The organism is Azonexus sp., assembly GCF_049652925.1.
Classification (GTDB): domain Bacteria; phylum Pseudomonadota; class Gammaproteobacteria; order Burkholderiales; family Rhodocyclaceae; genus Azonexus.
Window position 1 is genome coordinate 1 of sequence record NZ_JBASFI010000007.1, and the last position, 22040, is coordinate 22040.

Below are 22040 nucleotides of genomic sequence, written 5' to 3' on the forward strand. Positions count from 1 at the left end.
CGGGTAATGTCACGCAACTCGGCCCGGAACTTGGGGTCGGGCAGCGCCCCGGCTGATGTAATGCGTTGGCCGGAGGCCTCCGCTTCCGCCTGCATTGCCGCGTACTCGGGGTTCCGCGTCCTGGCGAAATCGAGCAGACTGTCGACCGAAGCGCCGATAGCCGGTTCCTGAGCCAGTGCGGGCATGCCCAAGCCGATGGCCATTAGCACGGCGAATATGGGGGCAAGCCTGAATCGTCGCATACGACCTCCCTGTGAAACGCGACTTTACAAAGCGATGGGCACTCCGGGTGGCTTACCCCGGAATGCCATCGCCCTCATTGTTATTTGGCCGGTTCGAAATGCACAATGGTTACCGCGCCATTGACATTGTCAGCCATGAAGCGAATCTTGTCGCCCGTCTTCATCTGCTCCAGCCAGGCGGCGTTGGACACCTTGAACACCATGGTCATTGCCGGCATGTTCAGGTTGGCCAGCGGACCGTGCGACAGGGTCACCTTGCCAGCAGTCTTGTCCAGTTTTTTGACCTGGCCGTCGACCATCTGCATTTCAGCGGACGTGTTAGCCGGCGTAGCCATGACATGGCCGGCATGGTCGCTTGCGGCCTGTGCCGAAACGGCACCGAGGGTGGAAAAGGCGATCAGGGAGGCGGTGATGAATGCTTTCATGGGTTTCTCCTGTTGGGGGATCAATGTTTGGCAAAGACGCTGGTTTCGCCGCCGGCCTGAACCAGCAGCGTGTTGTAGGGAACGGGTTTCGGACTTTCCATGCCCGGCGATCCCGGCGGCATCGACGGCACCGCGATGCCGATGGCTTTCGGTTTTTCCTTGAGCAGGCGCTGAATATCGGCAGCCGGCACATGGCCTTCAACCACATAGCCGGCTACCTTGGCGGTGTGACAGGAGCCAAGGCGATCGGGCATCCCTAATTGTTTGCGGGCTGCCGGGACGTCCATGACGTTGTTCGACCGGACCTCGAAGCCCGCATCTTTCAGATGATCGATCCACTTGCTACAGCAACCGCAATTCGGGCTCTTGTAAACATCCACCGTTTCTCCTGCCGTTGCCGTTGTGGCAAGGCTGGCACCGAAGGTAGAGATCAAGGCAAAAACAAGAACGGGGTTACGCATGGCGAAGCTCCTGTATGAATCGAGTGGCGTCAGTATGGATAGCTGATGCCAACAATTGGCTGTCTGCCGGATTACATTTATGTAATCTTTTGGGGCTTAATGTTTGTGCGTTTCCTGGTCATGGCTGTGCGTTTTTTTGCCCTTGCCGGCTGGCTTTTCCGCGACCGGTGCAGCCGGTGCCGCTTCGTGGTCGCCATGCCCGTGATCGTGGCCTTCCAGACTGCCGTGGGAGTGGCCATCGCTTTCCGCCACCAGTTGCTCGTAGGCGCTTGCAGACTGCAAAGGCATCTTTTGCAGGAAGGAAGCCATATCCCAGATGGCTTCATCCTCCATGCCGCCCTTCGACCAGGCCGGCATGCCGGAAGCCTTGATGCCATGCTTGATGATCCAGAAATCGCGAGCGGCATCACGTGACGATGGCGAAGCCGGTTTTTCGGAGAGATTGGGTGGTGTTGGATATAAGCCCTTACGAATCTCTGAATCTAGAGCTTCCGGGGACAGGTGGCAATTGGCGCACATCGCCGCATAGTTGCCGGCACCGCGCCGGACCCGCTCGGGGTCGGCGAAGTCGGCTGGAACCTGGATGTCGGCCGCACGACTGGCAATAGACCGCTCCCTTGCAAAGGCCAGCGCCTGATAGGTGAGGGGGCTGTGGGGCGTGTCGGCTCCGACATCGACGACGCCGGCCATGACGACGATCCCCGCCGTTACAACGCCCAGACCAACGGCTGCCAAAGCGCCAAGAAGCATTTTATTCACGATGGATTTCCTTTAATTTGGTGCGAATTCAGTGTTGACCGTGGCTGCCCGGTTTCCTGACCACGACTTCCTGCAACTGCGGCTTCCCGGTTGAGCGCATGGCCCCCTTGCCGGCATCGTTGCTACGAGTCGCTGCGGCAACTGGTCCGGTCCATTCATAGGCCTGCGTGTTTTTTGGTTGTTTGTACCATCCCGGATCGCGGTAATCGCCCGGTTTCTGATCGCGCCGCACTTTCAGCATCGAGAACATGCCGCCCATTTCGACAGCGCCATAGGGCCCTTGGCCGGTCATCATGGGGAGCGTGTTGTCGGGAATCGGCATTTCCATCTCCCCCATGTCCGCCATGCCGCGTTCACCCATCACCATATAGTCGGGGATCAGGTCGGTGATCTGCTTGACCACGCCCCGGTGATCGACGCCAATCATCGTCGGCACGTCGTGTCCCATGGCATTCATCGTGTGATGGCTCTTGTGGCAATGGAAGGCCCAATCGCCTTCTTCATCGGCCAGAAATTCGATCTGGCGCATCTGGCCGACCGCGACATCGGTCGTCACCTCCGGCCAGCGGGAAGCGATTGGCGTCGGGCCGCCATCGGTGCCACTGACGACAAACTCGTGCCCGTGCAAATGCATCGGGTGATTGGTCATCGTCAGGTTGCCCATGCGGATGCGAACTTTGTCCCCCTTGCGGACATTGAGCGAATCGATGCCCGGGAACGCCCGGCTGTTCCAGGTCCAGAGATTGAATTCGAGCATGGTATTGACCTGCGGCGTATAGCTGCCCGGGTCGATGTCATAGGCGTTTAGCAAGAAACAGAAGTCGCGGTCGACTTCCTCGATGAGCGGATGCTTGCTCTTCGGATGGGTTACCCAGAAACCCATCATGCCCATGGCCATCTGGGTCATTTCGTCGGCATGCGGGTGATACATGAAGGTGCCGGGGCGGCGCGCAACGAACTCATAGACGAAGGTCTTGCCGACTGGGATCTGCTTCTGATTGAGGCCGCCCACCCCATCCATACCGTTCGGCAGGCGCTGGCCGTGCCAGTGAATGGTGGTGTGCTCCGGCAGCCGATTGGTCACAAAGATGCGCACGCGGTCGCCTTCGACCACTTCGATCGTCGGACCAGGGCTTTGTCCGTTGTAGCCCCACAGATGGGCTTTCATGCCCGGGGCGATTTCGCGAACGACCGGTTCAGCGACGAGATGGAATTCCTTGACGCCATTGTTCATCCGCCACGGCAAGGTCCAGCCGTTGAGGGTCGCCACCGGATTGTAAGGGCGCCCGTTGGGCGGTTGCAGCGGCGGCATGGTATCCGGTTTGTCCATCGTCACCAGTTCGGGCAGCGCCGCCATGGCGACGGAACTGACCGAAGCGGCGGCGACGGCACCGCCGGCCATGCCGATATTTTTGAAAAATTCGCGACGGGTCGTCATGGTCGTCTCCTTGGCGCTTAGTGGTCGGCCCGACCCGTCGCTGTGACGGTGGCGCGGGCCGCCGTGTTCAGTGAGGGCTTGCCGATCATCGACATCTGCAAATCGCCCTCGGCAATCCAGAAATCCCGCAGCGTCTCGATATAGCTGTTAACCGTCGCGATCTGCGTTCGCGCGTCGGCGAGCAACTCGAACACGCCAATCAGCATGCCGTTGTAGCGCAGCACGTTTTCTTCGGAAATCCGCTTGTGGAGCGGAACGATCTCGTCGCGATAATGGCGGGCGATATCGTAGTGGGTTCGATAGGCGTGATAACTCTCACGAACCTCCGATCGCGCATTTGTCGCCGCCTCGGCTGCACGTTCGAGCGCCTGCATGTAGACAGCCTCGGCCTTGGCCACCTTGGCGCTACCCCAATCGAAGATCGGTAGTTCGAAGCTGATTTCATAACCTTTCTTGTAACCGCTGTCCCGGGCGCCTTCCAGGACGCGGGCCGGCCCCACCTCCAGAACGTTGATGAAGCGGGTCGCCTTGCTCAATCCCAGGTTACTGGCCAGGGCTTCGGTTTCGAGGCGAATGGCTTGCAGGTCAAGGCGCTGATCGAGGGCTGCCTGTTCCAGGACAGGGAGTTCATTGACTGCCTTGGGCAAGTCCGGCAAACGCTCTGGAAGCCGGAAGGCTGATCGGTCTGCCAGTCCGAGAACCCGGGCAAGGCGCTCCCGGGACGAGGTTGCCGCCTGTTCCGCCCTGGCCAGGTTAAGGGCCGCATCGGCGTAAAACGCCTGTTCCCGAGCCTGGCGCAACTTGCTGAAGTTGCCCACCAGCGCCATCCGACGGGCCAGTTCGGCGCCGGCTTCCGAGGCCTGTTTGACTTTGCGCAGGTAGCGCACCGACTCTTCGGCTGCGACGGCGGTGAAATAGGCCTGCCGGGTATCGGCGGCCAGACGGGCAACGTCGATGACCGCCAGGCGCTGGGTTTGCGCGAAATTGCGGCGCTCGACCTCGACTGCCAGTGGCATGGTGATCAAGGCGAAGATATTGAAGGTCAGCGCTTGCTCGATCTTGTATTCGCGACTGCCGTTTTCCGGTTTGCTGGCCCGCAGCATCGAGAAGTGCGGATTAGGAAGCCTACCGACCTGCACCAGATCGGCCTCGCTGATACCCAGGTCAAAAAAGCTGGCCTGCAGCCCCCGGTTGTTGAAGAGCGCCAACTGGATGGCGTCGTCGACCGCCAAGGGCTTCGCCAGGAGTTCGCTGACGCGGCCTTGCAGGGTCGCTCGCTCCTTGTCGCTGCGTGCCCACTTCACTTCCTTGCCGAGCCGCTCCTGGGTGGTCTGTTCAACGCTAGCAAAGCCTCCGTCATCAGAGAAGGTGGCGCAGCCGGCGAGGCTAATCAGGGCGATCACGAACACTGTGCGCTTAGCGCTGCTGTACAGTCCTTCGGGAGGATGGGCTGACATGGCTTATTTCCTCTCGCGCGGGGTGCCTTCGGTCGCTGTTCCCGAAGGTTGCTGCGATTTTGAAGGTGCGGGATTTTCTGTGTTGAGATGCCCCATATGGCCTTGCAAGCGCCCCATCGCGTCATTGGCTTGTCGCCAATCCTGAACCGTTTCGTCCGGCATGGGTTTGTAGTCGACAAATACCGAACGGTAGCCGGCAGTTGGCGTCGAGGCTGGCGATGCGTGGTCATCGGCCCATACCGGACTCATGGCGACGACCAGGATCAATGTCCTATATTTCATGCGGCCTCCGTGGGGAAGGGGGAGTCTTGGGAATCTATCGCTCCCATGGTGGACATCATGCTTTCGCGAAACCAACAATCGGCTGACTTACGGATTACATTTGCGTAATCTAGGGCGATCGATGCTGAATCCGACGCAAAATGGACCAACGATAGCCAACGGTTGGTGGAGAGCGTCATGAAAATATTGGTCGTAGAAGATGAACCAAAGACCGGGATATACCTGAAACAAGGGCTCGTTGAGGCAGGCTTCGTGGTCGATCTGGTGGCGAACGGCCTGGATGGCTTGCATCTGGCGCTGACCGAGGCGCATGATCTGGCCATCCTCGATGTCATGCTGCCAGGTATCGATGGCTGGCAGGTGTTGCAGGGAATCCGGCGAGCCGGGAAAGAGATGCCCGTACTGTTTCTGACCGCACGGGATCAGGTGGAAGACCGGGTCAAAGGCCTGGAGTTAGGTGCGGACGACTATCTGGTCAAACCGTTTGCTTTTTCCGAGTTGCTGGCCCGCGTCAGAACCTTGTTACGGCGGGGGGGCAAGGCAAAAGAGTCAGAGTTTCTGCGGGCAGCCGACCTGGAGCTTGATCTGCTGCGGCGTCGGGTGACCCGTGCGGGGAAACGCATCGACCTGACCGCCAAGGAGTTCGCCTTGCTCGAATTATTGCTGCGCCGCCAGGGTGAGGTGCTGCCCCGTTCATTGATCGCCTCCCAGGTTTGGGACATGAATTTCGACAGTGACACGAATGTCATTGAAGTTGCCATCAAACGCCTGCGCGTCAAGATCGACGAAGGCTTCGAGCCCAAATTGATTCGCACGGTCAGGGGCATGGGCTACGTTTTGGAGATTACCGATTGAAGCAAATCCAGAGTCGATCGCTGACGCTTCACCTAACCTTGTGGTTTGCATTGGCGTCGGTATTCGTGCTGTTCCTGCTCGGCTTGCTCATCGGGCGCTCGGTGGAACTACACTTCGAAGAGCAGGACATCGATGTGCTGGCCGGCAAAATGGAACTGGCCAAGCATGTTCTTGAAAAAGCGCTGGCCACGCCAAGTGGCGAGACGCTGGCAAAACAACTCGATGAGGCTTTGACTGGGCATCACGGTTTGGTCATTGCCGTGGTCGGACCGAACCGGCAACGCTTGGATGCCCATGTGGGGCTTGTTCTGCCCCCTGAATTACTCAATGAGCGTCTCGCAATCGGTAGTGGACGCCCGACCAAATGGGTCGCCGACGATGGTCTCCCATGGCGGGGCATTTCGGCCACATTGACCGCCCGAGGCCAGGCGGGATCCTCGTACACCGTCGTGGTGGCCACCGAAATATCGCATCACGAGCATTTCATGGGCGCTTTCCGGCAAACCTTGTGGGTCTTCATGCTGCTGGCCACGCTGGCCATGGGCCTGCTCGGCTGGTTTGTCGTTCGGCGCGGACTGGCACCGCTGCAGTCGATCAAGCGTCAAGCTGCGGCGATCACCGCCAACCGGCTGCACACCCGTCTGCCGGTTGAGGCTATTCCCCTTGAACTGGGCGACTTGGCGAGCACCTTGAACGAGATGCTGTCTCGGCTCGAAGAATCCTTCCAGCGCCTGTCGGATTTTTCGTCTGACCTTGCCCATGAACTGAGAACACCGGTCAGCAACTTGCTGACCCAAACCCAGGTCACGCTGTCGCGAGCCAGATCGGCCGACGAATATCGGGACATTCTGGCCTCCAATGCGGAAGAGTTCGAGCGCTTGTCCCGAACAATCGCCGACATGCTTTTCCTGGCCAAGGCGGAGAACAATCAACTCATCCCGCACCCGGAGCCACTCGAGCTAGCCGATGAAGTTGCGGAGTTGCTGGAGTTCTACGGGGTCCTGGCCGAGGAAAAGGAAATCCATCTGTCCGTCATTGGCCATGGCACCGTATCCGGCGACCGTCTGATGCTACGTCGGGCGATCAGTAACCTGCTCTCCAATGCGCTTCGCTATACCCCGCTTGGTGGAACGGTGACGGTCCAGATCGAAACGCAGGGCGATGAGGCGGTTAAATTGACAGTGGAAAACACAGGGGCATGTATCGCGGCCGAGCATCTGCCTCGCCTGTTTGATCGTTTCTACCGGACCGACAGTGCACGCCAAAGAACAACCGAAGGCTCAGGCCTGGGGCTGGCAATTACACGCTCCATATTAATCGCTCATGGCGGTGATGTCAGCGTAAGGTCGGCAGAAGGCATCACACGATTCACGCTGTCCTTGCCAGTTGGTGGGCAACTATAAAAATCAAGCGATGGGCCAGGTCGATCTATACCTCAATACGGCCGAACGGGGCACCACCCGACGCAGCTATGCGTCAGCCATCTAGTACTTCGAGATCGAGTGGGGAGGCTTGCTGTAGCAAGCCGAGTATCCGGCAATAGCTTGCAGGTGGGAGCGGTCATACGGGCCAATTTGCTGGCTTACGGCCGCTGAACAACATTGCCGCCGTTGGTGGCGCAGAACGCCACTGACCGCAAAGGCCGACAAGCTCGAATTGGTGATCCGGCAGCTTTTAAAGTGGAGCAGCCCGTTGAATGGCCGCAACCCGAACAGACTGATAGTCCGGTTGTGGCCGAGAGTGTGAGATCGCCAGCGGCAGCTATGGAGCAGTCAAGTTCGCAGAACCTGTGTTTGGCTGAACGACCGCTGTGTAGAAAACCGGCTGACAGCAATGGGCATATTCTGTTGAAAAACTCGCTTATTGGCGAAAAGGAAGGTCGGGCTAAATAGATCGACGTTCACAATCGCTCTGTATTCGACGATCTCGTGTCGGGGAATGTTTCGACATACCCTAGAAAAACCTAGTTTTGAGTTTTTCAACAGAATAGGCACGCAGCTGCCGTTCGGCTTTAGCGAACGTCACGCCCCGCAGCCCAATGTCAGCGTGCTTCTAAGCGGGCATTTTCGTTGGTGGAATCACTCATATGTAAAAACATAATAATCCATTATGGGTATTGACGACTGAATCGGTGAGGCGTAGAAATACACCTGCATCTTGTTGTACGTTCGTTAGGCCATCTAACGCAACGGTGACCAGTCAGCCCCTGTCACTGGTACAGCCTTCAAGGCTTGGGGTCTATTCTTAGTTTCATCCATCCGAACGGGATATCACACCTCCCGTCCGGGATACGTGCGATCTCCCGTTTTCATATTATTTAGGAGATTGTCATGTCCAATCAACAACGTAATTCCGCTTCTTCCGACGCTTCCAACGGTTACTTTGATCTGCACACGCGTGGTATTGGGTATCTCAACCGTACGCGCTGGGTTGATACCAAGGGCAAGGGAGGCCGTCGTGGCACCCCTTTCCTGGCTTGCAGCATCAATGCATTGCATGGCGACGCGAATGATCCGAACACTTCGTTGTTCGATTGCCGTGTCTCCGGTAGTGACGCCCAGAAAATCATCCAGGCAGTCATGCCTTCCGTCGAAAAGAAGGAAAAGGTTATCGTCGGGTTTGTCATCGGCGATATCTATGCGCACACCTACGAACGTAAGGTGCGCGAAAACGGTAAAGAAACCGGTGCAGTCGAAGCTGCTTGCCTTATCAAAGGGCGACTGCTTCAAATCACCTACGTCAAAGTGGGCGACGAAGTTGTGTATCACAAAGACAAGGAAGGGGTCGTGACCATTTCCCTGGACCTGGCGGGTTCGGACGATTCTGATCGTACCGGCACTCACGATTAACCAGCTTCGGCTTTATCACCCAGCGGATCCTTCTCTTTGAGAGCGGTCCGTTTTTCTTTACTGGAGATGACTCATGAATAAAAACGGAGTTTTGGCTAAACAGTACCTGGATGTCAGCTTGCCTCTGCAGGTACTCCAAAGTAATGCGGGGTTTTATCTCGGCACTGCCGATGATGATGGACCCTGCTCACGTGAATCGGTCGAATTCTGGCCAGCTCGTGGCGGTGCAGAACAAGCCCTTCTCAAGGATGAGTTCACGCAACGTCAGGAGCCGTAGGCCCGAAATAACTTTCACGCTAATTCTATTAACCCTGCCTGGGATGAGTATCCCGGCAGGGGACTTGTCTCGGGTTTTAATTAACTGGAGACGAATCAATGAAACGCAAGGAAAAGATCCGATGGTTGCGCGAGGTCGCTAAATGGCTGCGCGCAGCGGCCGGAGCGCCTGGTGTTTTGCTGGTGATGGTGTGGCTCGGAAACGGTGCTCTGTTGCTTATGGGGAAACCCTTGGCAATACCGCAACCTGAACCCGACAAAATGGGAGCGCTCGGTATCATTGCTGTGGCGCTGTCGTACATCTGTTTCAGCGCAGTTGCTACCAAACTTGAGCTGCAGGCCGATCAACTGGAAGAAGAACCCCGTCCGACGATTGTTGTCGAATCACCCTACAAGGTGCGCCGGAAGGGCGATGATTCCACTAGGCTACCCTACAATCTGTGATAGATTTGGAGGCATTATGTGGTCTATCAATACATTCCCGATGATGGTTTTTTGGCAAACTTTAGCCGTATTTGTCACGTTTGGCTTTGCCCTGACAGTTGTTGGTTTCTGGGTTGCCAAGCAGCCAGTGACAGATGACGACGAGAAATCGACGGGTGGCAATATTCGCTCGATGCGTAATCCGTACCGAGTGATGCTACAGCAACGTCGCGCCCGCACCTTTCATCATTAACAGCACAGCAAGCAATCCCTCCCTGGTTGTAACCAGGGAGGGTGCTGCCCAAAAATATCGTCTGGTTTTTTGGACAGCACCTGTTTCCAGCGTTTTGCGTGTTTCGCTAAAAACACGACGCCGTTCGCGGTGCAAAGTGACCTGTCAGCCCCTGACACAGGTACAGTCGAAAGACTCGGGGTTTTATTTAGTGCGGGAGCTCCCTGGTAGGCTCGTCCTGTCCTCCAGTTTCGGCCTCTAAAGCAACCCACGGATGCCTGTGGATCGGAAATCCATAGGTATCGCTTCAAGCAAAACCCGCCGGCCTCGTAAGAGGTTGGCGGTTTCATCCTCAGCAATTCGACAACCCGTCGGGAAACCTCCCGACAAGGTGGGTTCTCCGACTTTTTCATTTACGGAGAACTTCGATGTCCATATCCCTACCTGGCAAGCTGCGCGTCAAACGTCTTAATGGCGCCAATGGTCCTTTTTGCGTCGGCGATCTCGAAACCGAGATTGGTGATTTTCGGGTCAAGGACGCGATCCTCGATCAATTCGACGAAGGCCTCTACGAGGGGCAATTCTGTATCCAGCAGATTTTCCCCTGGTCCTATACGGCTTACGGCCGGATGGTCATCGAGATTCGCGCAAAACTGGCGGATCTGCAGATTGATGGCCATACCCGAGCTGGTGCCGAGCGGGATTCGGTTGAACCGGATCCCGCGAAAGAATCTCCTGTTGAATCCGTAGTGCCTGCACCGGCACCTGCAGCTCCTCCAGCAGATCCTGTGACAGCCTCGCCAGCGGTTCCGATCGACGCAGAGCAGGACACACCGAAGCCGCGCGCACCACGTACCCCCGCGAAGCCGCCGGTGGACACAAACAACGAAGCCGACCAGGCTTTGTTTGGTGATGACCTTTTCGGCGCAGTTGCCGAGCGTCAGCCGGTCAAGCTCGATCCGACCATTGACCGCATCCAGTTCCGTCTCCAACGAGATCGTCTCAAGGCGCTGGACTACACGTTCCACGCCGGTTCGCAGAGCTGGATGTTCTCAGCGTAGTTTTCTTAACCAACGAAAGCCCGTCAGTGGGCTTTCCCATGCGCTGGTCGCATCGGAAAGCTTGCCTCGCGGGTTGTGATTCACAAGCAGGTATGCGGCCGACCGACAGGCTGCGGCGTTTAGCGCCTCGTGCGCCCATGTTTTGGCATCTCTGGCCCCCTTGTTCAGATGCCTCGTTCCGTTGGATGTTGTCGCCGGGGCGATGAGGGGCTTGTTCAGCTCAATAGCTTTTTTGTTTTCTAGCAGAACCCGCGGCGGGTTCATCAAGAGCGTTCCGCAGAGTGCTTTTGATGAAATCGTTGCACCACACCAACCGGTGTGTCGAAGTCTGTCAGCCCCTGTAACAGTCACGGAAGCAATGCTTCCTGGGGTTTTCTGGTTGTTCATCTTGCCCATCGGGTTTTCTCCCGCTGGGGAAGATCCATGGGTCAATTCTCGAATGGAGGTTACTCATGGCTTTAATGTTCTCAAGACTGGCTCACAGCTTCATCAAGAACGGTTATTACCCGACCGATGAAGTCACACTGGGGCGCATCATGTCAGCGCTCGATATGGGCGCCGGCACGATCCGAATCTGCGATCCGTGCTGCGGTGAAGGATCCGCACTGGCCGATGTGCGACACCATCTGGTCGAAAGTGGGGCACAGGTCCAGGCCTTCGGCGTCGAGTTCGACGCTGAGCGTGCCTGGCATGCGAAATCATTGCTCGATACGGTCCTGCATAGCGACATCAACGATGTCTCCTGTTCGCCGCGGTCGATGGGCTTGCTATTCCTGAATCCGCCCTACGGCGATGTGGTTGCTGACAAGGCGCAAACGGGCGACATGGTCAAACGTGAGCGCCTGGAAAAAATCTTTTTCCGGCGAGCCTTGGGAATGTTGCGATATGGCGGGATTCTGACGCTGATCGTTCCGCATTATGTGCTGGATGGCGAGTTCGCCAGCATGATCGCCCGCAACTTTGAGCAAGTGCGCTGTTTCATGGCACCCGAGACTCGTTTCAAGCAAGCCGTCATCCTGGGCGTCCGCCGGCGCAACACCGGTCGGATCGACGCCGGGGTGGTTCGATCGCTGGAGGCCTTTGGCCGGGGCGAGTGCATGGGCGATGTTTTGCCCGAGACCTGGCCAGAGGAACCCTACCTGGTGCCCGAGGCGGATTTCGCGGAAGCGGACTTTCGATTCCACGCAGTCCGGATCGATGCGCCCCAGCTCGAAGCGGAGCTGATGCGTTTCAAGGGCAATACCTTGTGGCCAAGCTTCGGTATGCAGTTCGGCCAGGTTCAACAGGCGCATCGTCGCCCGTTGCGGGCTATGCGTCCGTGGCACCTGGCGCTGGCGCTTGCTGCAGGCCAGATCTGCGGTGAGGTTCGTTCTCCGGACGGTCGGGTATTGCTCATCAAGGGCGATACCTACAAGTCGAAGCGCGAGCACGTCGATATCACAACGCACGACAACGGCTCGATCACCGAGACGACGACGCTGACCGACATCTTCGTGCCCGTGATTCGGGGTTTGGAGTTTACGCCGGGGCCGAAGTTGGGTTCGGTGGTGACCATTCACTAGGGAGCTAACCATGGCAGAAACGGAAAAGGTCTATCAGGTGCGCTTCCTGCGCTATGCCTACCGCCATTTCGACCGGTATTTTCCGGCGCACTGGGTCACTTGGCAGATGTCAGCGCCGACAGGCAAGGAGGCGTTGCGGCGGGTCAGAGCAAGAGTAAGACGAGGCGAGCAGTACCGCCTAGTAAATCCGGACTGAGATCCACACCTTTTAACCAATGCCCCAAGGGACTTTTCACCGTCCCTTGGGGGATGGTGTCCCGGGGCTCATTTTGGAGAAACATAATGTCATTCGAAAATGAGCACGAAACGAACGAGCAGTTCATCGCGCGAATTATGAGTTTCGGCTGTCCGACTGGGCCGCTGATCCAAGCCTTCGCTATCCAGGCCTTGCGGACGTACGCAGAAGCGGTATCGGAGGCGCCGGCCGAGTCGCTGGATTCGCCATTGCTATGCGGAGAATCGTGGAAGGCGACGGCGATATGGCTAAAGACCGAACTCAACCGCAAGTACGGCGGCTTTGGCAGGAAGAAGTCCGTCAGCGATGATGACGTGTGCGCAACGTGTCGTAATTGCCAGTATTCCCCAGGAGAAATGAGTTGCTGCAGTAAGGGGTGGCCGGGTATGGAAGACGCCGACGGTTACATTCCTGAGTGTGCGCAGCTCGCGCTCAAATAACGCAACCCCGTGCAGCTTAAATGCTGCCGGGGTATTTTTATGCCAAAATATTCAGAATTTGAATTGGGAAATCACGATGAAACAGCTTCTCACAAGCGCATTGCTGGCCAGTATTCTTGGCCTGGCTGGCTGCTCGGGCGACGACCATAAAACGATTGAATGGTACGACCAACACCCTGAGGCTCGCGCGGACAAGCTGAAGTGGTGTGCCGTCGATGCAACGCGAGTCACAGACCCCGATTGCATGAACGCAAACAAGTCGCAGCAGGTGCAAAACATAACTAAAGGCACGCGAACGTTTGGTCCGGGCTACAAGTTCTGACGCTGTCGCAGGCCAGTTTGCTATTTGCGAATTGCGAACTGGCAGCCTTTTCAAATTGCCGAGGTAATCTCGATGTCACGATACTCATTAGCTCAGTTTGTACAAAATGCCGATGAACTGGAGGAACGGGAGCTTGCCCGAGAGCACAGGGATTGCCTGACTGGGGCAACCACCTTTCAATGCTGGCTGGACGACGGATTTCTAGGATGGGATGAACCTATGGAAACGTACTTCCTGCAAGGACCAGAAATTCACGTCGGGATAAAAGAAGGACCGATTTATTGGTTCGGCGGCACGCCAAGAGAAATTCTGTCGCCCTACGCCTTGTCCAAGCTGCTGTACGCCGTCTTCCCTGGGGCTGTCGGGCTGCCCATACTGGCCGATCCGGCAATCGTCGAATCGCTGCTTCAGGAGCGCAACGATAGCTTTAGGACTTCGCCTGAACTCCAGAAATGCGATCAATCGTGGATTTCTGGAGAGATCGTGGTTTCTGGCGACTATCTCAGGGACAGCCTAAACATTGATCCAGCGGCCGTTGATTAACTGGCTTACGACTTCGAAAAATCGATGGTATGCTATTTGGGCATATTGTAGTACCACCGTCACGCAATGTGATCGGTGTCTGAATCCAGTCAGCCCCTGAGACTGGAACGGTCGAAAGACCTGGGGTTTATTTAGCGCTTCACCACCCGAACGGGAGATTTCACTCCCGACCGGGGCGTGCGATCTCCCTTTTTTCTTTTAGGAGATTGCAATGATCAAGAGCACTCAAAACACCAAGTCCACCGCTGTCGATAATAACCAGCTGAGCACAGTGATGCGCTCGATGGACGTCGATCAGTGGAAGTATCTGGTTTCACGCATCAGTAACCCGACGACGGCCAAGATCATTGTTGAATATCTCGACAGTGATCCGACCGCCAAGCTTCAGTTTGCGGGTATCTATGTACGCGCCCGCGAGACCGTCCAACGGTCCCGCATCCGCTACGCGAAAGCGAAGCAATGGGGTGAGCGACTGGCTCGCTTGATGTCCTGGATTTCGTCCAGCGCCACCAAGCTTCGTCAGCGCCAATCCGTCGCTGTTGATCTGAATACCCTCCGCAAGGAAACGCCCAATCAGCAACCGCTGATCTGGCCGGTGCTCAACGTCAACATCTAACGCCTTTTCGCCAATACCCAACCCGTTCAGGGGGACAAGTTCCCCTAACGGGCGGCTTGCCTCCTGAATTTACTGGAGCAAGCTATGTATTCATTTACTGAAATCGTTGCCACCGACGAACAGCGCGTTGCCGATGCCATTGGTACTGTTGATGGCGAAATGGTGCGAGGCGTCCTGAAGGTCATGCGTGATGAAGTTTTCATGTCGACTGTCGATCACCTCGATGATGTCATCTTCCGGATGGGTGCTGAACAGGCACGGGCGATCCTCTTCGGGCGCATTTCGCGGCCCTACGTGGCCATCGAGATGTTCTTCGGTCAGGAGCGTGTGCTGGGCACTGATGGCAGCTTTGCCGAAACGCCTACTGTTGGCGCACGATATCCGACTGGAGTGGCCGCCTTGCGCGCTGCTGAGCATGCACGTAACCGCCGACCTGGTGGCATGGTGATGTCCAAAGCCAAACCCTATCAATTGCCGATCTGATCGGTTTTCTATAAGTCCAAGCCCGTCGTGATCGATCCCTCCAGATCGGTCGCCACGGGTTTTTTGCTGGAGATCATCATGCAAATAAACTCCCTCTATGCCGTCCGCGAGTTCGGCGACGTTTTTGTCGATGCTGCCGTCCGGGACGAGCTCGGTGAACTGGTATTTCTCTCTCTGTATGGACGGGATACCGTGATCCTGCAGTTCCTGGCAACGTTTAGCCTGCCAAGCGGGCAGGGCGGTCGTCGTGACTTCACCCTGGTTCGTGGGTTCGAACAGCACTGTATCGGCATGGCCGCACCAGAAAAGCTGCAGAAGCTGACCGGGCGCTTGCCACGTAATAATCTGTTCGGAAATTTGACACACACCTGGTTGTATCGGGAAGACGCCATCAAGCCGGATCGTGTGAATCGCCGGGCGCTGCTCTTGCGCTTTGACGAAACCGAAACGGCGTTTGCTGATCGCACCTGGTTACTCCTTCGTGAGTTGTGCCCAGTGCCCTTGCTTGATCATTGGCGTCAGCCTTTGATGACGGCGCTGGGTGCTGAACTGATTGTGCCGTTGGCCGCCGGCGAGGCACCACCGATCGGGTCGGTCGACGGGGCGCGTCTGCGCGTTCCGGAGTCGTTCGAGCAGATCGTTTCAATGGCCGTGGCCATGGGTGCACTAACCCTTGATGAAGCCGTTATGCCGGCAGATTCGAATCATCGGATAGAGCAAGCTGCACAAGCGGTCGCACAGGCTGCCCATGCTATTGGTCGGATCCAAGCCGATGCTCGCCACGATCCTCGCCAACCGCTTTTCGAGCTGGGCGATATTGTTTGGACTCAGGGCGTTCAGGCATTGCTTGAGAGTGGAGATGTCATTCCAATGAGCTTCATTTGCCGTCATGAACGGGGCGACTGGGGCGTCAGTTCGGACGGCTATCTAAACGATCGAGCGATCAAAGACGGTTCGCGGATCTTCTCGGCCTATCCGATCGATCCCGCCCAACCCTGCAAGGGGTTCGGCGAGAACACGATCTGGGTCATCACCGAGGCGGATCGTTCAGTAACCACCTTGCTGTTGCCGGACGAGTATTGATCCTGCTTCATCTTTAAACCACCAGCCGCATTGTCGGCGTCTTGCTTCATTCACCCGTGCGGGGACCATCTTCCCGCGAGGGAGGTGCGTCCTCGCAATCTATCGGAGTTCGCACCATGCTTGCCTCTACCGTACCTGCCGTTGTGCCACCCGCATTGCCGGCCCCCGTCGAGTTTTCTCTCGGCGATTTTGTCTCAACTTTTGGTGATTCTTTGCTCAATGCAGTTCGTGAGCAAAATCCACCGATCTACAACGGTCAGCCCCACCCGGGGCGGGATCGTGTCATGGATGGCCTGCTACGGCGGCCGTTTGATCCTCAACGCGAAGTTGTCCAGGCCTGCACCGCACTGCTAATCGATGCCGATGACCCGGCCGCGATCATCAACGCGGAGATGGGCACCGGCAAAACCATCATGGCGATCGCGACAGCGGCCGTCATGCATGCCGAGGGCTATGAGCGGGCACTGGTGATTTCGCCGCCGCACCTGGTCTATAAGTGGCGGCGCGAAATCAAGCAGACCGTGCCCAACGCTCGCGTCTGGATCCTCAACGGTCCAGATACGCTGCGGAAGTTGCTGACCCTGCAGGGTATGCTTCTGCGGCCGAGCGTGCCTGAGTTCTTCATCCTGGGGCGTGTCCGGATGCGCATGGGGTTTCACTGGAAACCCTCATTCGCTACCCGGCGCACCGTATATCGTGACGAAGTGGGGGCCTTGCATCACGCGAGCTACGCCAGTTGTCCGGATTGCGGCACGGTCTTGACCCATCAGATGACCGATGGGACGGATATTCCGATGTCGCCGGCAGCAGCACAGGTTGAGCTTGATCGGGATCGTCGGTCGTGCCCGGCTTGCAATGGGCGGCTATGGTCATTGAACCGCAAGGGCAACGCCATGCGCTCACGACGCGAGATCGTACTCGATGCACTCAAGCAATTGCCGACCATCGGCGAAAAAACGGCAGACCGTCTGCTCACGACCTTTGGCGAAAGCCTTTTGGGTTCGATGCTCGAAGACAATGTCTACGAGTTCATCAACCTGATGGATGAGAACGGCGACCTGGTGTTCAGTGATCGCCAGGCACTCCGGATGGAGCGTGCCATGGCCAATACGGAATTTGCGTTTGGCCAGGGCGATTATCAGGCGACGGAATTCATCAAGCGCTACCTGCCGCACGGTTACTTCGGGCTGCTGGTAGTCGATGAAGGCCATGAGTACAAGAACGATGGTTCGGCTCAAGGGCAGGCCATGGGCGTACTGGCGCGCAAGTGTCGCAAGACGCTGTTGCTTACCGGGACGTTGATGGGCGGCTATGCTGACGATCTGTTCTTCCTACTCTGGCGTCTGAATCCGAAGGCGATGATCGCTGATGGCTATCGGGTCAATGCCCGGGGTTCTCTGGGCTCTGCTTCGATGGGCTTCATGCGTGACCATGGCGTGCTCAAGGATGTGTTCAAGGAAACCTCGGGAGAGGCTCATAGAACAGCCAAGGGCAAGCACGAAGCGAAACGGACGGCGAAGGGTGCCGGTTTTGGGCCCAAGGGCATCATGCGCTACGTTTTGCCGTGCACGGTGTTTCTCAAGCTGTCGGATATCGGCGCCGGCATCCTGCCGGGCTATACGGAGCACTTCACGGAAGTGGAGATGACCGAAGAGCAGGGGAAGGCTTACGACAAGCTTTCCCGCACGCTGAGCGCTGAGTTGCGCTATGCGCTGGCCAAGGGCGACCCCACGTTACTCGGGGTGGTCCTGCAGGTGCTGTTGGCCTGGCCGGATTGTGCATTCCGTGACGAACTGGTGATGCATCCGCGCACCAGGGCGACATTGGCCTTCCAGACGGCGATCTTCGGCAACGAAGACATCATGCCCAAGGAACAGGCCTTGCTCGATCTCTGCAAGCGGGAAAAGGGCAGGGGCCGCAAGGTGCTTGCTTACTCGGTCTACACCGGCACGCGGGATACAACGACGCGCCTGAAGCTGATCCTGGAGCGCGCAGGCCTGCGCGTGGCCATTCTGCGTGCAAGCGTGGATGCCACGAAGCGGGAAGACTGGGTCGCTGACCAGGTCGATCGGGGCGTCGATGTTGTGCTGACGAATCCGGAACTGGTGAAAACCGGTCTCGACCTGCTCGACTTTCCAACGATCGCCTTCATGCAGTCTGGCTACAACGTCTACACCCTGCAGCAAGCTGCCCGCCGTTCCTGGCGGATTGGCCAAAAGCAGGATGTCGATGTGTACTTCTTCGGGCATCGCGCCACGGCACAGATGACGTGCCTTGAACTGATGGCCAAGAAAATCGCCGTATCGCAATCCACCTCAGGCGACATGCCGGAGTCGGGGCTGGATATTCTGAATCAGAACGACGACTCGATCGAGGTTGCGCTGGCCAAGAAATTGGTGGCGTAGCTCCGGTCTTAATATCAACCACCCTTGCGGGGAACTCCCGCAAGGGGTTCTCCGCGTTCATTTGGAGAATTCCATGAAAGCCGTATCCATTTTAAGCATGCGTACCAAGCGTGGTTCGCCCCATATTTGGGTTGAGTCGATCGCCACTCGGCGGGCCGGTTTCGAGCCTGGTGTGAGGTTTTCAGTCGAGATGCACGGCAGCGGTGTATTGCTGCGCGTTGCTGAGGACGGCGATCGTCGCGTTTCCCGCAAGATCCGCGGGGAGAGCATAACGCCGGTGATCGATATCAACTCGCAAAGCGATCTGGCGCCGCTCAGTGGTCACGAGTCGGCCCGGGTTGTGTTCGGTGACCGTCGCATTTTCATCTCGCCATTGGCCAGCGAGCTGCGCCGGCGCCGTCGACTGCTTCGCCTGCAGGAACATCTGGCGGATGGTTATCTCGAAACATCGAGCATTGCAACCGGTGGCGGTATCTTGTCTCACGCGTTGCATGCAGGGTTTCAGGATGCCGGGCTTCATGCTGAGTCTCTGATGTGCAACGAGATCCGGAGTGACCTGGCTGAGCATGCCATGGTGCACAACGATGCGTTTGACGACCAAACCATCATGGCCAACATCCCCCTACAGGAACTGGCATTCGATGAAGAGGTTGTCCGACGCTTGCCAGAATGCGACGTGTGCGATCTCGGCCTTCCTTGCAGTGGTGCCTCGCAAGCGGGCCGTTCTCGAAACAAGATCGCCTTGCCAGAGCACCATTCGGCCGTTGGTCATCTTATCGCACCGGCCATCGCGCTCCTGGCCAAGCTGAATCCCGTGGCTTGTCTTATGGAAAATGTTACCGCCTATGCGGACAGCGCATCGGCGGCGATACTTCGAGGCTATCTTAGCGACATGGGTTATGAGGTCCATGAGCGGGAACTGCTCGGAACGGAATGGGGAGAGCTTGAAGCCAGGCGGCGTTGGTTTCTTGTAGCCGTCACCAAGGGCATACCGTTCGACTTCGACAAGCTGCAGCCCGGGCAATATCCCGAGCGGCGGTTGTCTGATGTGATGGAGCATGTCCCCCTGGATGATTCGTCCTGGAGCGCTATGCAATATCTCAAAGACAAGGAAGTGCGGGACGTTGAGGCTGGGAAGGGTTTTCGGATGCAGATCTATGATGGTAGCGAGCGGAGTATCGCCACGCTAACCAAAGGGATCGCCAAACGCCGGTCAACCGATCCGTTCTTCAGGCATCCGCAGGATCCGAATCTGCTTAGGTTGCCTACCGTTCGGGAGCATTCGCGCCTGAAAGGGGTGCCAGAGCATTTGGTGGCGGGCTTGTGCCAAACCACCGGTCACGAGTTGCTCGGCCAGAGCATTGTCTATCGTCCAGTTCGGGAAATAGCAAGGCTGCTTGGGGAGGCGCTTCTAGCGTTTCGTCAAAGTTCCTTTGTGCCAAGTGGGCAGAAGTTTGCCTGTGCCGCATAGATTTCGATGGGCCGATGGCCTTTCGTCCCCCCTCTTCGGAGGGGGTTTTTTCGAGGGTGGCGTGCCACCTTGGAAAAAACCAGCAAGCTAATGGCCCAGTTCGGACAATTGCCGCTACGTTACGGTGAATATGTCCGCCTTCCGATACCTGCCACAAGAATTGCAGGGCTCGGCTTTACGTACCTCTCAGGAGTCCAGAAGTTCAGCGCAATGCTCTGGAGGTTTCGTGTCTGCCAAAGCGATCGCGATGTTGGCGCGGGCGACCAGTTCCATCGGCTTCAGCCGATTTACGTACAACCCATGGGCGATACGGTCCATCCCTGCGCCCACCAATTTTGAGACCGTCCTCAAGCTTCCTGACAAAGCCACGCTGCTCGTCATGCCTCCGTGCAGGATCAGGTTCCGTTGGCGGTATAGGCGATGAAAAGCGTCCGCAACCAAGTCTTTCGCGGTAATCAGTTCCTTGTTTGGCGCCCCGACCAGCCTCGTCATCCTTTTGATCGCGGCTTCGTCCGCACCGTGACGGATTCCCAGAGGCTCCTTTGCGACGATGGCCCTGACCAGTCGGATCGCCCGTTGTTTGTTGGTCGTACATGCTGCCAAATCGTCCGCCAAGGCCCCGGTGGCCGCCTTGGCTACTTTATAGGACAGCGCCGTCAACTCCGCCCGGGGTATAGAGCAGGCTACCAGCGATGCCAGATGGTCCGCGGCAACGGATCGGTTGTTCGGTTCGCCCAACAACCCCTCTACGGCAGCCCATCCTCCCGCGATCGCTGCGGTCGGAGAACTCTGTTCAAGGTGCGCGAGCAGCTCAAAGGCCGCATCGACGCTCTCGGAAATGGCGTCCGAGGGCTCAGCGAACACCATTCCGGAACGGAATAGCTCCTCTACGCGGACGCCCCTCGATCCTTTTTGTATCGGCAGCGCCTCATCGGCCCCCTCGACCCAGATGAACGGAAGCGCCTTAAGGCCCCTGCCGGTCCCGATGGATAACCGCGCCGAGTAGCGGTCGAGCAGGTCCCGTGCAGACTCGGCCGCGCCTTGGGCGTCCCGGGCGACTACCGTCCAGACGAATCCTCCCGACGGCCTGACATCCCGCGTGCTGTGCCCCCTGTCTTTCAACCATTGCGCAATTTCGGCCGGGCGAATCCAACCGAGAGGAAATCCTCCAGGTTGGCGCGGCGGATGTTCGAACGCCACGAGTACCCGCCACTCGCGCAAGGGAGTTTCCTGCTCCAAGGTCTGCAGTTCGTCGCAAAGTTCCGAAAGCGTCGTTTCCTGCGGGGATGAAACGATGATTTCCCGCAATTTCGCGTGGACATGGGCGCTGGAAAATCCCTTGTCCAGCAAGTGCGTTGCGACGCACTTGGCCATCCGTTCGGGAGAAAACTGCATTCCGCCGCGTATTACGGCGCTCCAACGGGAAAGGTAATTCGAGCCGATGCTCTGCGAAAGCTGGCAAATTGCGCTGTACGCCTCCCCACCCTGCCTAGGAACCTCCCGCAAGCGTTCGTTGAGGGCGGTTTTCTCTTGCGCGGAAAGGGTTGGATCCGCCCCGGACATGCGTTGGATCGATTTGGCGAGCCGCTTCACCGATGCTTCGCTTAGCGTGCCAAGCAGCATCGCGTCGCTAGCCTCGATCAGCTCCTGGAGTGCCAGTTCGATTCCGATACCCCAGAGGGAACGGTGCCACGGTAGGTTGGCGTCGCAGAGCTCCAAGAGGCGCAGGGCCGCCAAGCGTTCCGTTTGATTGTTGGATTTCAGCATGTGCGGTATTATGGACGCAACGGCAGATTCTTTTGCCAACCGTCTAAGGGACAATGACCTGTGACGAGGCGGCGAAAGCCAAATCCGATCAGCTCCACGTCCCTATTCATTGCGAAGCCCCGTCCGAACGACGGGGCTTTTCTTTGCTCTCCGTAAGACCTCGGAAAATCGACGCACACTGCTCGCCGAAAAGGGGTTTTTGTCCTCTTCCAGAAATGAGATGACCACCGATGGCAAGAGCTTCGTCAGCGGCCTCTTCAAGATGCTGCATTCAGACGGCTCCCACCCCGGATTGTCGAATGAGGACCACAGTACATTCCGCCTTCATTTAGTCCTGGTGACCTCAAGGACTG

General features: G+C 57.4%; 26 protein-coding genes and 1 pseudogene. 17 read left to right on the forward strand and 10 right to left on the reverse strand.

Annotation, left to right across the window (positions count from 1 at the left end):
• The 7 genes and pseudogenes from WBK19_RS02735 to WBK19_RS02765 all read right to left on the reverse strand — a co-directional run.
• A pseudogene (locus WBK19_RS02735) lies at positions 1–203 on the reverse strand (TolC family protein); the annotation flags it as partial.
• A gap of 119 nt (positions 204–322) precedes the next feature.
• Positions 323–667: a copper-binding protein gene (locus tag WBK19_RS02740; protein ID WP_511286738.1), complete on the reverse strand. Its 345-nt coding sequence runs from the start codon at positions 665–667 to the stop codon at positions 323–325.
• Positions 668–687: 20 nt separating this feature from the next.
• On the reverse strand, positions 688–1128 hold the full coding sequence (locus WBK19_RS02745) for a DUF411 domain-containing protein (RefSeq protein ID WP_511286740.1): 441 nt from the start codon (positions 1126–1128) through the stop codon (positions 688–690).
• Positions 1129–1224: 96 nt separating this feature from the next.
• The gene (locus tag WBK19_RS02750; RefSeq protein WP_511286801.1) at positions 1225–1878 is read right to left on the reverse strand and encodes a c-type cytochrome; all 654 of its coding nucleotides are present in this window, start codon (positions 1876–1878) and stop codon (positions 1225–1227) included.
• Between the two features lie 37 nt (positions 1879–1915).
• Positions 1916–3325, reverse strand: a complete 1410-nt coding sequence (locus WBK19_RS02755) for a multicopper oxidase family protein (protein ID WP_511286742.1) — start codon at positions 3323–3325, stop codon at positions 1916–1918.
• 17 nt (positions 3326–3342) lie between these two features.
• Positions 3343–4782, reverse strand: a complete 1440-nt coding sequence (locus tag WBK19_RS02760; protein WP_511286744.1) for a TolC family protein — start codon at positions 4780–4782, stop codon at positions 3343–3345.
• A 3-nt stretch (positions 4783–4785) separates the two neighbouring features.
• Entirely contained in the window at positions 4786–5064 is a 279-nt protein-coding gene (locus WBK19_RS02765) for a hypothetical protein (protein ID WP_511286746.1), read from the reverse strand.
• A 177-nt stretch (positions 5065–5241) separates the two neighbouring features.
• Here WBK19_RS02765 and WBK19_RS02770 point away from each other — a divergent pair, with 177 nt between their 5' ends.
• From WBK19_RS02770 to WBK19_RS02800, 7 genes are all read left to right on the forward strand, one after another.
• The gene (locus WBK19_RS02770) at positions 5242–5919 is read left to right on the forward strand and encodes a heavy metal response regulator transcription factor (protein ID WP_511286748.1); all 678 of its coding nucleotides are present in this window, start codon (positions 5242–5244) and stop codon (positions 5917–5919) included.
• A complete protein-coding gene (locus WBK19_RS02775; RefSeq protein ID WP_511286750.1) occupies positions 5916–7322 on the forward strand; it encodes a heavy metal sensor histidine kinase in 1407 nt (468 codons plus the stop codon). The genes WBK19_RS02770 and WBK19_RS02775 overlap by 4 nt, the downstream gene beginning before the upstream one ends.
• A 927-nt stretch (positions 7323–8249) precedes the next feature.
• The gene (locus WBK19_RS02780) at positions 8250–8768 is read left to right on the forward strand and encodes a DUF3577 domain-containing protein (protein ID WP_511286752.1); all 519 of its coding nucleotides are present in this window, start codon (positions 8250–8252) and stop codon (positions 8766–8768) included.
• 73 nt (positions 8769–8841) lie between these two features.
• Positions 8842–9045 (forward strand): hypothetical protein, encoded by a 204-nt coding sequence (locus WBK19_RS02785; protein ID WP_511286754.1) that lies wholly within the window; start codon positions 8842–8844, stop codon positions 9043–9045.
• 98 nt (positions 9046–9143) lie between these two features.
• Complete coding sequence (locus WBK19_RS02790) at positions 9144–9488, forward strand: hypothetical protein (RefSeq protein WP_511286756.1); 345 nt, start codon at positions 9144–9146, stop codon at positions 9486–9488.
• A 16-nt stretch (positions 9489–9504) separates the two neighbouring features.
• Positions 9505–9720 carry a hypothetical protein gene (locus WBK19_RS02795; RefSeq protein WP_511286758.1) on the forward strand — a complete coding sequence of 72 codons (216 nt, stop codon included), beginning with the start codon at positions 9505–9507 and terminating at the stop codon, positions 9718–9720.
• A gap of 407 nt (positions 9721–10127) precedes the next feature.
• Positions 10128–10760: a DUF3275 family protein gene (locus WBK19_RS02800; protein ID WP_511286760.1), complete on the forward strand. Its 633-nt coding sequence runs from the start codon at positions 10128–10130 to the stop codon at positions 10758–10760.
• Here the strand turns inward: WBK19_RS02800 and WBK19_RS02805 are convergent.
• Positions 10752–11156: a hypothetical protein gene (locus WBK19_RS02805; RefSeq protein WP_511286762.1), complete on the reverse strand. Its 405-nt coding sequence runs from the start codon at positions 11154–11156 to the stop codon at positions 10752–10754. The two genes, WBK19_RS02800 and WBK19_RS02805, sit on opposite strands and share 9 nt — an antisense overlap.
• A gap of 56 nt (positions 11157–11212) precedes the next feature.
• Here WBK19_RS02805 and WBK19_RS02810 point away from each other — a divergent pair, with 56 nt between their 5' ends.
• The 10 genes from WBK19_RS02810 to WBK19_RS02855 all read left to right on the forward strand — a co-directional run bounded on the left by WBK19_RS02810 (position 11213) and on the right by WBK19_RS02855 (position 19920).
• Positions 11213–12322: a DUF6094 domain-containing protein gene (locus tag WBK19_RS02810; RefSeq protein ID WP_511286764.1), complete on the forward strand. Its 1110-nt coding sequence runs from the start codon at positions 11213–11215 to the stop codon at positions 12320–12322.
• Between the two features lie 10 nt (positions 12323–12332).
• Entirely contained in the window at positions 12333–12518 is a 186-nt protein-coding gene (locus WBK19_RS02815; RefSeq protein WP_511286766.1) for a hypothetical protein, read from the forward strand.
• Between the two features lie 86 nt (positions 12519–12604).
• Positions 12605–12997: a hypothetical protein gene (locus tag WBK19_RS02820; RefSeq protein ID WP_511286767.1), complete on the forward strand. Its 393-nt coding sequence runs from the start codon at positions 12605–12607 to the stop codon at positions 12995–12997.
• A gap of 76 nt (positions 12998–13073) precedes the next feature.
• Positions 13074–13319, forward strand: a complete 246-nt coding sequence (locus WBK19_RS02825) for an EexN family lipoprotein (protein ID WP_511286769.1) — start codon at positions 13074–13076, stop codon at positions 13317–13319.
• A gap of 72 nt (positions 13320–13391) precedes the next feature.
• Positions 13392–13862, forward strand: a complete 471-nt coding sequence (locus WBK19_RS02830; protein WP_511286771.1) for a hypothetical protein — start codon at positions 13392–13394, stop codon at positions 13860–13862.
• Between the two features lie 211 nt (positions 13863–14073).
• Entirely contained in the window at positions 14074–14478 is a 405-nt protein-coding gene (locus WBK19_RS02835; protein ID WP_511286773.1) for a hypothetical protein, read from the forward strand.
• A gap of 84 nt (positions 14479–14562) precedes the next feature.
• Complete coding sequence (locus tag WBK19_RS02840; protein ID WP_511286775.1) at positions 14563–14961, forward strand: hypothetical protein; 399 nt, start codon at positions 14563–14565, stop codon at positions 14959–14961.
• Between the two features lie 27 nt (positions 14962–14988).
• Positions 14989–16044 (forward strand): hypothetical protein, encoded by a 1056-nt coding sequence (locus tag WBK19_RS02845; protein ID WP_511286777.1) that lies wholly within the window; start codon positions 14989–14991, stop codon positions 16042–16044.
• A 116-nt stretch (positions 16045–16160) separates the two neighbouring features.
• Positions 16161–18449 (forward strand): SNF2-related protein, encoded by a 2289-nt coding sequence (locus WBK19_RS02850; protein ID WP_511286779.1) that lies wholly within the window; start codon positions 16161–16163, stop codon positions 18447–18449.
• Positions 18450–18522: 73 nt separating this feature from the next.
• Positions 18523–19920: a DNA cytosine methyltransferase gene (locus WBK19_RS02855; protein ID WP_511286781.1), complete on the forward strand. Its 1398-nt coding sequence runs from the start codon at positions 18523–18525 to the stop codon at positions 19918–19920.
• 186 nt (positions 19921–20106) lie between these two features.
• Here WBK19_RS02855 and WBK19_RS02860 read toward each other — a convergent pair whose 3' ends face one another.
• Both WBK19_RS02860 and WBK19_RS02865 read right to left on the reverse strand, forming a co-directional pair.
• Positions 20107–21687, reverse strand: a complete 1581-nt coding sequence (locus tag WBK19_RS02860) for a hypothetical protein (RefSeq protein ID WP_511286783.1) — start codon at positions 21685–21687, stop codon at positions 20107–20109.
• 106 nt (positions 21688–21793) lie between these two features.
• Positions 21794–21958, reverse strand: a complete 165-nt coding sequence (locus tag WBK19_RS02865) for a hypothetical protein (RefSeq protein WP_511286785.1) — start codon at positions 21956–21958, stop codon at positions 21794–21796.
• Positions 21959–22040 lie beyond the last annotated feature (82 nt).

Coding starts and splice junctions, on each gene's coding strand:
- WBK19_RS02795 (WP_511286758.1), top strand. CDS start 9,505: ATGTGGTCTATCAATACATTCCCGATGATGGTTTTTTGGCAAACTTTA.
- WBK19_RS02840 (WP_511286775.1), top strand. CDS start 14,563: ATGTATTCATTTACTGAAATCGTTGCCACCGACGAACAGCGCGTTGCC.
- WBK19_RS02780 (WP_511286752.1), top strand. CDS start 8,250: ATGTCCAATCAACAACGTAATTCCGCTTCTTCCGACGCTTCCAACGGT.
- WBK19_RS02770 (WP_511286748.1), top strand. CDS start 5,242: ATGAAAATATTGGTCGTAGAAGATGAACCAAAGACCGGGATATACCTG.
- WBK19_RS02785 (WP_511286754.1), top strand. CDS start 8,842: ATGAATAAAAACGGAGTTTTGGCTAAACAGTACCTGGATGTCAGCTTG.
- WBK19_RS02760 (WP_511286744.1), bottom strand. CDS start 4,782: ATGTCAGCCCATCCTCCCGAAGGACTGTACAGCAGCGCTAAGCGCACA.
- WBK19_RS02810 (WP_511286764.1), top strand. CDS start 11,213: ATGGCTTTAATGTTCTCAAGACTGGCTCACAGCTTCATCAAGAACGGT.
- WBK19_RS02830 (WP_511286771.1), top strand. CDS start 13,392: ATGTCACGATACTCATTAGCTCAGTTTGTACAAAATGCCGATGAACTG.
- WBK19_RS02815 (WP_511286766.1), top strand. CDS start 12,333: ATGGCAGAAACGGAAAAGGTCTATCAGGTGCGCTTCCTGCGCTATGCC.
- WBK19_RS02820 (WP_511286767.1), top strand. CDS start 12,605: ATGTCATTCGAAAATGAGCACGAAACGAACGAGCAGTTCATCGCGCGA.
- WBK19_RS02790 (WP_511286756.1), top strand. CDS start 9,144: ATGAAACGCAAGGAAAAGATCCGATGGTTGCGCGAGGTCGCTAAATGG.
- WBK19_RS02755 (WP_511286742.1), bottom strand. CDS start 3,325: ATGACGACCCGTCGCGAATTTTTCAAAAATATCGGCATGGCCGGCGGT.
- WBK19_RS02750 (WP_511286801.1), bottom strand. CDS start 1,878: ATGCTTCTTGGCGCTTTGGCAGCCGTTGGTCTGGGCGTTGTAACGGCG.
- WBK19_RS02800 (WP_511286760.1), top strand. CDS start 10,128: ATGTCCATATCCCTACCTGGCAAGCTGCGCGTCAAACGTCTTAATGGC.
- WBK19_RS02825 (WP_511286769.1), top strand. CDS start 13,074: ATGAAACAGCTTCTCACAAGCGCATTGCTGGCCAGTATTCTTGGCCTG.
- WBK19_RS02740 (WP_511286738.1), bottom strand. CDS start 667: ATGAAAGCATTCATCACCGCCTCCCTGATCGCCTTTTCCACCCTCGGT.
- WBK19_RS02805 (WP_511286762.1), bottom strand. CDS start 11,156: ATGGGCAAGATGAACAACCAGAAAACCCCAGGAAGCATTGCTTCCGTG.
- WBK19_RS02855 (WP_511286781.1), top strand. CDS start 18,523: ATGAAAGCCGTATCCATTTTAAGCATGCGTACCAAGCGTGGTTCGCCC.
- WBK19_RS02835 (WP_511286773.1), top strand. CDS start 14,074: ATGATCAAGAGCACTCAAAACACCAAGTCCACCGCTGTCGATAATAAC.
- WBK19_RS02745 (WP_511286740.1), bottom strand. CDS start 1,128: ATGCGTAACCCCGTTCTTGTTTTTGCCTTGATCTCTACCTTCGGTGCC.
- WBK19_RS02850 (WP_511286779.1), top strand. CDS start 16,161: ATGCTTGCCTCTACCGTACCTGCCGTTGTGCCACCCGCATTGCCGGCC.
- WBK19_RS02765 (WP_511286746.1), bottom strand. CDS start 5,064: ATGAAATATAGGACATTGATCCTGGTCGTCGCCATGAGTCCGGTATGG.
- WBK19_RS02865 (WP_511286785.1), bottom strand. CDS start 21,958: ATGCAGCATCTTGAAGAGGCCGCTGACGAAGCTCTTGCCATCGGTGGT.
- WBK19_RS02860 (WP_511286783.1), bottom strand. CDS start 21,687: ATGCTGAAATCCAACAATCAAACGGAACGCTTGGCGGCCCTGCGCCTC.